At 71.6% G+C, this 3589-nt stretch carries 3 protein-coding genes and 1 pseudogene; 1 reads left to right on the forward strand and 3 read right to left on the reverse strand.

Annotated features, from left to right (window positions below; translation table 11 throughout):
- The coding region (locus AB0J52_RS32210) for an RNA polymerase sigma factor (protein WP_500186589.1) at window positions 1–1006 on the forward strand (1006 nt) is incomplete at its 5' end.
- Between the two features lie 76 nt (window positions 1007–1082).
- Here the strand turns inward: AB0J52_RS32210 and AB0J52_RS32215 are convergent.
- The 3 genes and pseudogenes from AB0J52_RS32215 to AB0J52_RS32225 all read right to left on the reverse strand — a co-directional run.
- On the reverse strand, window positions 1083–2063 hold the full coding sequence (locus AB0J52_RS32215) for an ABC transporter permease (protein WP_500186591.1): 981 nt from the start codon (window positions 2061–2063) through the stop codon (window positions 1083–1085).
- Window positions 2060–3046, reverse strand: coding sequence for an ATP-binding cassette domain-containing protein (locus AB0J52_RS32220; protein WP_500186593.1), 987 nt, complete (start codon window positions 3044–3046; stop codon window positions 2060–2062). The genes AB0J52_RS32215 and AB0J52_RS32220 overlap by 4 nt, the downstream gene beginning before the upstream one ends.
- A 156-nt stretch (window positions 3047–3202) precedes the next feature.
- Window positions 3203–3589, reverse strand: a pseudogene (locus AB0J52_RS32225) (hypothetical protein); the annotation flags it as partial.

Below are 3589 nucleotides of genomic sequence, written 5' to 3' on the forward strand. Positions count from 1 at the left end.
CACCGACACCGAGACCGGCCCCGACGACGGCGCGTTCGAGCTCACCGAGGTCGAGGCCGCCGACACCGCCATCGCCGACCTGGACGACCAGTCCACCACCATGGGCGACTCGGTCCACACCTACCTCAAGGCGATCGGGCGGCGGCAGCTGCTCACCGCCGAGCAGGAGGTCGACCTCGCCAAGCGCATCGAGGCCGGCCTGTACGCCGAGCACCTGCTGGAGACCGGCGACGCCATCTCCGACCAGTACCGCATCGAGCTGGAGTGGGTCGCCGGCGACGGCCGCCGCGCCAAGGCCCACATGCTGGAGGCGAACCTGCGGCTGGTCGTGTCGGTCGCCAAGAAGTACTCCGACCGCGGCCTGTCCCTGCTGGACGTCGTCCAGGAGGGCAACCTCGGCCTGATCCGCGCCGTGGAGAAGTTCGACTACTCCAAGGGCTACAAGTTCTCCACCTACGCCATGTGGTGGATCCGGCAGGCCATCCAGCGCGGCTTCGCCGACTCGGCCCGCACCATCCGGCTGCCCGTCCACGTGCTGGAGATGCTCAGCAAGCTCAGCCGCATCGAGCGCGACATGCACCAGCGCCTCGGCCGCGAGCCCACCCCGGAGGAGCTGGCGCTCGAACTCGACAAGAGCCCCGAGCAGGTCCGCGAGCTGCTGCGCACCAGCCGCCAGCCGATCAGCCTGGACTCCACCATCGGCGAGGACGGCGAGACCCGCATCGGCGACCTCATCGAGGACACCGACAGCCCCGAGGCGTCCGAGCTGGTCGACCGCCAGCTCATGGCCGACCAGCTGCGCCGCACCCTGGACATCCTGAACCCGCGCGAAGCCAAGATCATGGCGATGCGGTTCGGGCTGTACGACGGGACGCCCCGCACCCTGGACGAGATCGGCAAGGCCCTCGGCCTGACCCGCGAGCGGATCCGCCAGCTGGAGAAGGAGTCGCTGTCCAAGCTGCGGCACCCCAGCAACGCCCAGCCACTCCTGGACTTCGCCGTCTGACCGTCCTGGCTGGCCCTCGGCCCGCCCGCACGAGAAGGCCTCCGCGATCCCTGGTCGCGGAGGCCTTCTCGTCTTCCTACTCCGAGCGGCGGAACTCCACGATCGCCACGCCCATCAGCACCAGCCCGATCAGCAGCACGAGGACGATCTCCAACCCCACCGGCACCCGCCAGCCGCCCCAGGTCACGCCCGGATCGAACGTCCGGCGCAGCTCCGGCGTCAGCGACAGCCGCGAGAACACCGCCTGGCGCAGCGGATCCACCGCGTAGGTCAGCGGGTTGAACCGGGTCAGCACCGTCAGCCACACCGGCAGCCCCGACAGCGGGTACAGCGCCCCGGACAGGAACATCATCGGCATCATGGCCATCTGCATCAGCCCGAAGAACGACTGCATGCTCTTGATCCGCGCGGCCATCATCACCCCGAACCCGGTCAGCGCGAACGCCCCCAAGAACATCAGCCCGAGCAGCTGCAGCAGCAGGACCGGGTCGTAGGGGACGCCCGCCAGCCCGGCCAGCGCCAGAATCACCGCGCCCTGCAGCGTCGCGACCACCGCGCCGCCGATGCACTTGCCGACCACGATCGACGACCGGCTGACCGGCGCGACCAGCATCTCCCGCAGGAACCCGAACTCCCGGTCCCACACGATCGACCCGGCCGAGAACATCGCGGTGAACATCACCGTCATCGCGCACACGCCGGGGAAGATGAACGTCTTCAGGTCCACGTGCGTCCCGGCCGGTCCACCGCCGCGGCCCGCCGTCATCAGGTTCGACAGCCCGGTGCCCATCACCAGCAGCCACAGCACCGGCTGCACCAGCCCCGACACCATCCGCATCCGGTCCCGCCCGTACCGGATCAGCTCCCGGTGCAGGACGATCTTCACCGCGCGCAGGTCGTGCACGATGCTGCGCTCCGGCACCGCGACGCGCACCACCGGCCCAGGCTCCCGTCCCGGTCCCGGCTCCCGTCCCGGTCCCGGCTCCGGCCGCGAGGTCCGCGCGCCGTCCCGCCCGGTCGCCGTCACGCCGTCCACCGCCTTCATCTCGCCGGTCACCCCGCCCGCCCGCGCATCGCCATCCGCATCCAGTCCTTCGACGTGCCCTCCGCGTCCCGGATGGTCGTGCCGGTGAACGACATGAACACATCGTCCAGCGACGGCCGCGACACGCTCACCGACCGGATCGGCGTCCCCAGCTCGGCGAACAGCCTCGGCACGAACTCCTCACCCGACGCCACCGCGAAGGTCACCGCGCCCTCGGCGACCGCCGCCGCCACTCCGAACCGCTCGGCCAGCGCCGCGATCGCCGCCTCGTCGTCGTCGGTGTGGATCTGCACCCGGTCCTTGCCGACGCCCGCCTTCAACGCCTCCGGCGTGTCCAGCGCCACGATCGTCCCCGAGTCCATGATCGCGATCCGGTCGCAGTACTCGGCCTCGTCCATGTAGTGCGTCGTCATGAAGATCGTGATCTGCTCGGCCGCCCGCAGGTCCCGGATGTACTCCCAGATCGACGCCCGCGTCTGCGGGTCCAGGCCCACCGTGGGCTCGTCCAGGAACAGCACCCGCGGCGAGTGCAGCAGCCCCCGCGCGATCTCCAGCCGCCGCTTCATCCCGCCCGAGTACGTCTGCACCCGGTCGCCGCGCTTGTCCCAGAGCCCGACCATCTCCAGCACCTGCCGCATCCGGTCGCCGAGCACCCCGCGCGGCACCCCGTACAGCTCGGCGTGGAACCGCAGGTTCTGCTCCCCGCTCAGGTACCCGTCCAGCGTCGGATCCTGGAACACCAGGCCGATGTTGCGGCGCACGTCGTCGCGCTCGCGCACCACGTCGAAGCCGGCGACCCGCGCCGACCCCTCCGTGGGGCGCAGCAGCGTGCAGAGCATGTTGATCGTGGTGGACTTGCCCGCGCCGTTCGGCCCGAGGAACCCGAAGATCTCCCCCGGCCGCACCGCGAACTCGATCCCCCGCACCGCCTCGACGCCGCCGAACCGCTTGACCAGCCCGGCCACCTCGACCGCGGGCGCCCCGTCCTCCGGCATACAGCCTCCTCGCAGGTCGGCCGCGCTGGCCGGCCGCGCCGGAGCGGCCCGGCGCCACCGCCGTACCCTACGCGCCCCCGCCGTCCCGCTCCACGGCATTTCCCTCCACTGTTGCACACTCAGGCAAACGACCTGCCGACGCTTTGAACCTCGCGTTCAGACGCTCCCGGCGGCCGGATCCCGCGGATCGCACGCCAGCCGGTAACCCCGCTTCACCACCGTCTCGACGATCCCCGACCGTCCGAGGCCCCGCCGCAACCGCGCCACCGCCATCTCCACCGCGTGCTCATCGGCTCGTGGCCGTGCCCCCCGCCCGCGCCTCGCACCTGCCCCCGCCGGGCCTGGAATGTGGCCGGACGCCAGCGGCCGGCCCGGCAGCACCCCGCACAACTCCGCCCGCGACACCACATGCCCCGGACGCCGGGCCAGCGCCCGCAGAACCGCCATCGGCGCCGGCGCGATCGGACGCAACCGCCCGTCCAGCACCACCGCGTGCCCCCGCAATTCCAGCACCACGCCGCGAACCTCCAGCCGCCGCGCCCG

Source organism: Spirillospora sp. NPDC049652 (genome assembly GCF_040675125.1).
In the GTDB taxonomy this organism is placed as follows: domain Bacteria; phylum Actinomycetota; class Actinomycetes; order Streptosporangiales; family Streptosporangiaceae; genus Spirillospora.